This is a genomic window from Pseudomonas sp. GM24 (genome assembly GCF_000282235.1).
In the GTDB taxonomy this organism is placed as follows: Bacteria; Pseudomonadota; Gammaproteobacteria; order Pseudomonadales; family Pseudomonadaceae; genus Aquipseudomonas.
In genome coordinates, this window is sequence record NZ_AKJR01000347.1 from 1 (window position 1) to 5525 (window position 5525).

The window sequence follows — 5525 nt, forward strand, 5'->3', positions numbered from 1 at the left end:
GCAGCTCCTACAGGGAAACGCTGATCCCGATGTAGGAGCTGCCGAAGGCTGCGATCTTTTGATCTTGCTTCGAAGACTTAGCGCTGAACCACGCGCATCTGCTGCTGTTCTTTCGGCAACACACGCTTGGCCACTACGTAATGCTGCTGCCAGTACGGCTTGTTCAGCGTATCGATGCTCACCGCTTTGCCACGACGCGGTGCGTGGATGAAGCGGTCGTTGCCCAGGTAGATGGCAACATGGTTGACCCGGCGGCTCTTGATGTTGAAGAAAATCAGGTCGCCCGGCTTCAGATCCTTGCGCTCGACTTTCTCGCCGTGGCCGCTGGCCATGGCATTCGAGGTGCGAGGCAGGTCGAAGGTGGCGTCGTTGAACGCGTATTTCACCAGGCCGCTGCAATCGAAGCCTTTACTTGGGCTGCTGCCGCCCCAACGATAAGGGGTACCGAGGACGTTCACCGCACGGCTCAGCACATTGCTGCTTTCCTTGCTCGCCATCGGTGGCACCAGCTTGCTGTGGCTCTTGCTGCTCAGCGTGGTGGTTTTGCTTTTGCTGCTTTTGCTCGAAGGAGCCGAAGCATGGGATTTAGGGGTGAAGCCGTTAACGTTAGGAAGACGTTGCTCACGATTGGTGGCGTGGGCGGCCAGTGGCATTAATAGGCAGATGGTTAGCCATGTCTTGAAAAATGGTCGCATTAGGCGTGGCTCTTCAGTGATAGCGCGCAACTTTATAACAGAGTTTTTTTTCATTCCGAGTCCGTTGGTCGATTCAGTTGGTGGCCAACGGAACCAAATAAGCGGCAAATGGACGCAATTGTCGGACAGAAGTCAGGTGCTATAAGGCTTTGACGGTAGCAACGGTAACATTTGCCGTACGTCGGCTACCTGTAAAAAAGTCACAAAGAATTCAAGAATATTTATCTATCGTGTGAATCGAGGTCTTCATGAACCCCTATCAACAATTTGTTCAGCAGCAAGATACGCACAGCAAAATCATCGGGTATCTGCTGTGGATTTTCGGTTTTACCGGTGCTCACCGCTTCTATTACGGCAAGCCGGTGACCGGGACGATCTGGTTCTTCACCTTCGGTTTGCTGGGCATTGGCTGGCTGATCGACCTGTTCTTGATCCCGGCGATGGATCGCGAGGCGGATCTGCGTTTTACCGCCGGGCCGATCGAGTACAACGTAGCGTGGATTCTGCTGACGTTCCTCGGAGCATTGGGTGTGCACCGGATGTATCAGGGCAAATGGATCAGTGGGCTGATCTATCTGCTGACGGGCGGGTTGTTCTTTCTGGGGGTGCTGTATGACTTCTGGACGCTGAATGATCAGGTGTCCGTACGCAACGCCGAAGGCAGAGGCGCCTTCCAGTAAGCCATCCGCCTTCCAGTAAGCCATCGCTGGCCAGTAAGCCATCGCTGGCAAGCCAGCTCCCACAGGTTTTTGCGCTAACCCAAAGATAGCGCAAGACCTTGTGGGAGCTGGCTTGCCAGCGATTGGGGGCAACCCGGTATCAAGCCTGGTGACTGATCCGCCCATCCACCAAGGTGTAGCGAACCACACCCGGCAAAGTGTGCCCAATGAACGGGCAGTTCTCACCCTTCGACAACCAGCCTTCACCGGCCACCGTCGAAGCCTGCGGATCGAACAGCACGATATCCGCCGCACCACCCACTGCCAGTTTGCCCGCCGGCAGACGCAGCGCTTCAGCCGGGCCAGCGCTCAAACGCGCCAGCAAGGTAGGCAGATCCAGCAACCCATCCTCAACCAGCGTCATCGCCAGCGGCAGCAGCAACTCAACACTGCTGATGCCCGGCTCGGTCGCGCCGAATGGCGCCAGTTTGGCGTCGCGTTCGTGCGGCTGGTGATGGCTGGAAATCGCCGAGACCACGCCGGATTTCACTGCCTCACGCAGACCATCGCGATCCGCACGAGTGCGCAGCGGCGGTTGCACGTGGTACAGGCTGCTGAAGTCGATCAATGCTTCGTCGGTCAGAATCAACTGATACAGCGCGACATCCGCCGTCACCTTCAGGCCGCGGGCCTGAGCCTGCGCGATCAGAGCCACGCCGCGAGCGCTGGTCAACTGGCTGAAGTGCGCACGCACGCCAGTCTGCTCGACCAGTAGCAGGTCGCGAGCCAAAGCCACAGTTTCAGCAGTTTCCGGAATCCCCGGCAGACCGAGGAAGCTGGCCACCGCGCCTTCGTGGGCGAGACCGCCCTCGGCCAGGTCATGATCCTGCGAGTTGAAAATCACCGTCAGATCAAACGTCGCCGCATATTCCAGCGCCCGGCACAGCGTGCGGGTATTGCGGAAACTCTCCAGACCATTGCCGAACGCAACGCAACCAGCGTCGCGCAACGCAACCAGCTCAGCCAGTTGCTCGCCGTCCAGACCTTTGCTCAGCGCGCCGATCGGGAACACCTTGGTGTTGCCGGCTTCGCGTGCGCGGTCGAGGATCAGTTCGGCCACGGCGGAAGTGTCGAGCACCGGTTTGGTTTTCGGCGGACAGCACAGGCTGGTCACACCGCCGGCCGCTGCCGCGCGGGTTTCGCTGATGATCGAGCCTTTGCGGCTGTAACCCGGCTCGCGCAGGGCAACGTTCAGATCGACGAGGCCCGGAGCGGCAACAAGGCCTTGGGCATCAATGGTTTCTACGGCCGTGAAACCCGCCGGGGCCGCGCCGAGGGCGACGATCTTGCAGGCTTCAACGTGAATGTCGGTGACTTGATCCAGGCCGCTGCTTGGATCGATGACGCGTGCGCCGAGAATGCTGAGCTTCACTGGGCGTTCTCCTGCTCGAATTGACGCTGCGCGGTTTGTCCGCTCATGGCCATGGACAGCACAGCCATACGAATCGCGATGCCGTAGGTGACCTGATTGAGGATCACCGAGTGCGGGCCGTCGGCCACTGCTGACTCGATTTCCACGCCACGGTTGATCGGCCCCGGGTGCATGACGATGCAATCGGGTTTGGCCCCGGCCAGACGCGCGGTGGTCAGGCCGAACAGGCGGTAGAACTCGCCTTCGCTCGGCAGCAGGCCGCCGGTCATGCGTTCACGCTGCAGGCGCAGCATGATCACCACGTCGACATCCTTCAGGCCTTCGGTCATGTCGGTGTAAACCTTCACGCCGTATTGCTCGATGCCGATTGGCAGCAGGGTTTTCGGCGCGATCACGCGGATGTCCGGGCAACCGAGGGTTTTCAGCGCGAGCATGTTCGAGCGCGCGACCCGCGAGTGCAGGATGTCGCCAACGATGGCCACCGAGAGGTTTTCGAAACCGCCCTTGTGCCGACGGATGGTGAGCATGTCGAGCATGCCCTGCGTCGGGTGGGCGTGACGGCCGTCGCCGCCGTTGATGATCGCCACTTGCGGGCAAACATGTTCGGCGATGAAGTGCGCGGCGCCGGAATCACCGTGGCGTACGACGAACATGTCGGCGGCCATGGCTTCAAGGTTGCGCAGGGTGTCGAGCAGGGTTTCACCCTTGCTTGCCGACGAGGTCGACACGTTCAGGGTGATCACGTCCGCCGACAGTCGCTGGGCCGCCAGTTCGAAGGTGGTGCGGGTGCGTGTGGAGTTTTCGAAGAACACGTTGCACACGGTCTTGCCGCGCAGCAACGGGACTTTCTTCACCGCCCGGGCACCGACTTCGAGGAACGAGTCGGCAGTGTCGAGGATTTCCGTCAGCAACTCGCGGCGCAGGCCGTCGAGCGAGAGGAAGTGGCGCAGCTGGCCCTGATCATTGAGCTGCAGCGGGCGCTTGGTATCTAGAGGCGTCATCGCGAAGGGGACTCTCAATAGGGCGGATTAAAGGTTGAAGTCTTGCAGTTCGAGCGTCAGCGGTTCGGGGCCGGACAGCTTCACCCGTTCGTGAGCGGCCAGCGACAGCGTCGCGCCCACGACATTCGGGCGGATCGGCAGCTCACCGGCGTCGAGGTCCAGCAGGCAGACCAGGGTCACGCTGGCCGGGCGGCCGTAGTCGAACAATTCGTTCATGGCGGCGCGGATGGTGCGGCCGCTCATCAATACATCGTCGATCAGCACCAGATGCTGGCCTTCGATCTCGAAGGGCAGGGCGGACGGGCGCACTTGCGGGTGCAGACCGTTCTGGCTGAAGTCGTCACGGTAGAAGGACACGTCCAGCGTGCCCAGTGGCGCGTCGCTGCGCAGTTCCTTGAGCAAGGCCTGCGCGACCCAGATGCCGCCGGTGCGGATGCCGATGTAACGCGGTTCAGTGATTTCACGCTGGGCAAGGTGCGCCTTGAGGCGGGTCGCCATCTGGCTGATCAGATCGGCGGGATTTGGCAGGCTCATGGTTGCTCCTTGTTGGGGGCGAATCGGGTCCTTGGACACGACTCGGTTTTTCACTCAAAAGAAAAGCGCCGAAGCGCTTGTCAGGATTCAAACAATGCAGTGTTTTCATCGAGCCAGCCCTGCAACAGCAGAGCGGCGGCGATGGCGTCCACCGGGTTGTCGCGGTAACTGCCCTTTTGGCCGCCTCGCACCAGTCGCTCGCCTTTGGCCTCGAAGGTGGTCAGACGTTCGTCGTGGGTATAGAAGGGCACATTGAAGCGGCCGTTGAGGCGGCGGGCGAATTTCTCCGCGCGCAGGCACATTTCACTCGGCGTACCATCCATGTTCAGCGGCAGGCCGACGACCACGGCGTCGGGTTTCCATTCCTTGAACAGCGCTTCCACCTGATTCCAGTCGGGAATGCCGTTTTGCGCTTTCAGGGTGCACAGCTCACGGGCCTGGCCGGTAATCACCTGGCCGACCGCGACGCCGATCTGTTTGGTGCCGTAGTCGAAGCCGAGAATCAGGCGCAGGGCCATCAGGCGTGACCTGCCTGGCTGGTCAGCAGGCTGAGGTTGATCCCCAGGTGCTTGGCCGCCGCTTCGAGGCGCAGTTCGCTGCTGGTGTTGAAGAGGATGTCGGCGTCGTACGGGCAGGTCAGCCAGGCGTTGTCGGCCAGTTCGGCTTCAAGTTGCCCGGCTTCCCAACCGGCGTAACCGAGGGCAATCAGGCTTTTCGCCGGGCCAACGCCGTCCGCGATGGCGAACAGCACATCCTGCGAGGTCGACAGGGCCAGATCACCGTCCAGTTGTGCGGTGGCCTGGAAGGTCTTGCCCGCCGGGTGCAGAACAAAACCGCGATCGGTCTGTACCGGGCCGCCGATGAAAATCGGTACGTGCTGGCACAGTGCCGGCGGGTCGATGTCCGGGCGCAGTTGCTCAAGAATGTCGGCCAGATTCAGCTCTTGCGGCCGGTTGACCACAATCCCCATAGCGCCATTGGCCGTGTGCTCGACGATGTAGGTCAAGGTGTGGGCAAAGTTCGGGTCGGCCATGTGTGGCATGGCGATCAGGAAGTGATGCTTGAGGTAGCTGGGGCTGACGTTTTTCATGTGCGCTAGTGTGGCGTTCGGGGGGCAAACTGACAAGCTGAAGCCGCCAAAAGATCGCAGCCTTCGGCAGCTCCTACATGTAAATGCAGGCCAATGTAGGAGCTGCCGAAGTCT

At 60.7% G+C, this 5525-nt stretch carries 7 protein-coding genes; 1 reads left to right on the forward strand and 6 read right to left on the reverse strand.

Features of this window, described 5'->3' with window-relative positions; translation table 11 throughout:
- Positions 1-77: 77 nt before the first annotated feature.
- Entirely contained in the window at positions 78-695 is a 618-nt protein-coding gene (locus tag PMI23_RS28115) for a C40 family peptidase (RefSeq protein ID WP_007913648.1), read from the reverse strand.
- A 248-nt stretch (positions 696-943) separates the two neighbouring features.
- On the opposite strand from PMI23_RS28115, the gene PMI23_RS28120 reads away from it, so the two are divergent.
- Positions 944-1375, forward strand: coding sequence for an NINE protein (locus tag PMI23_RS28120; RefSeq protein WP_007913651.1), 432 nt, complete (start codon positions 944-946; stop codon positions 1373-1375).
- Between the two features lie 139 nt (positions 1376-1514).
- On the opposite strand, the gene PMI23_RS28125 is transcribed toward PMI23_RS28120, so the two are convergent.
- The 5 genes from PMI23_RS28125 to PMI23_RS28145 all read right to left on the reverse strand — a co-directional run bounded on the left by PMI23_RS28125 (position 1515) and on the right by PMI23_RS28145 (position 5411).
- The gene (locus tag PMI23_RS28125; RefSeq protein ID WP_007913658.1) at positions 1515-2786 is read right to left on the reverse strand and encodes a dihydroorotase; all 1272 of its coding nucleotides are present in this window, start codon (positions 2784-2786) and stop codon (positions 1515-1517) included.
- Entirely contained in the window at positions 2783-3787 is a 1005-nt protein-coding gene (locus PMI23_RS28130) for an aspartate carbamoyltransferase catalytic subunit (RefSeq protein WP_007913665.1), read from the reverse strand. The genes PMI23_RS28125 and PMI23_RS28130 overlap by 4 nt, the downstream gene beginning before the upstream one ends.
- Positions 3788-3814: 27 nt before the next feature.
- A complete protein-coding gene (gene pyrR / locus PMI23_RS28135; protein WP_007913666.1) occupies positions 3815-4321 on the reverse strand; it encodes a bifunctional pyr operon transcriptional regulator/uracil phosphoribosyltransferase PyrR in 507 nt (168 codons plus the stop codon).
- Between the two features lie 80 nt (positions 4322-4401).
- Positions 4402-4839: a Holliday junction resolvase RuvX gene (ruvX, locus tag PMI23_RS28140; protein WP_007913667.1), complete on the reverse strand. Its 438-nt coding sequence runs from the start codon at positions 4837-4839 to the stop codon at positions 4402-4404.
- Complete coding sequence (locus PMI23_RS28145; protein WP_007913668.1) at positions 4839-5411, reverse strand: YqgE/AlgH family protein; 573 nt, start codon at positions 5409-5411, stop codon at positions 4839-4841. Before PMI23_RS28145 ends, ruvX begins: the two co-directional genes overlap by 1 nt.
- Between the last annotated feature and the right edge of the window lie 114 nt (positions 5412-5525).

What these genes read in the sequence shown, in the direction of transcription:
- PMI23_RS28115 (WP_007913648.1), bottom strand. Translation starts at nt 695, where the DNA reads ATGCGACCATTTTTCAAGACATGGCTAACCATCTGCCTATTAATGCCA.
- PMI23_RS28120 (WP_007913651.1), top strand. Translation starts at nt 944, where the DNA reads ATGAACCCCTATCAACAATTTGTTCAGCAGCAAGATACGCACAGCAAA.
- PMI23_RS28130 (WP_007913665.1), bottom strand. Translation starts at nt 3,787, where the DNA reads ATGACGCCTCTAGATACCAAGCGCCCGCTGCAGCTCAATGATCAGGGC.
- pyrR (WP_007913666.1), bottom strand. Translation starts at nt 4,321, where the DNA reads ATGAGCCTGCCAAATCCCGCCGATCTGATCAGCCAGATGGCGACCCGC.
- ruvX (WP_007913667.1), bottom strand. Translation starts at nt 4,839, where the DNA reads ATGGCCCTGCGCCTGATTCTCGGCTTCGACTACGGCACCAAACAGATC.
- PMI23_RS28145 (WP_007913668.1), bottom strand. Translation starts at nt 5,411, where the DNA reads ATGAAAAACGTCAGCCCCAGCTACCTCAAGCATCACTTCCTGATCGCC.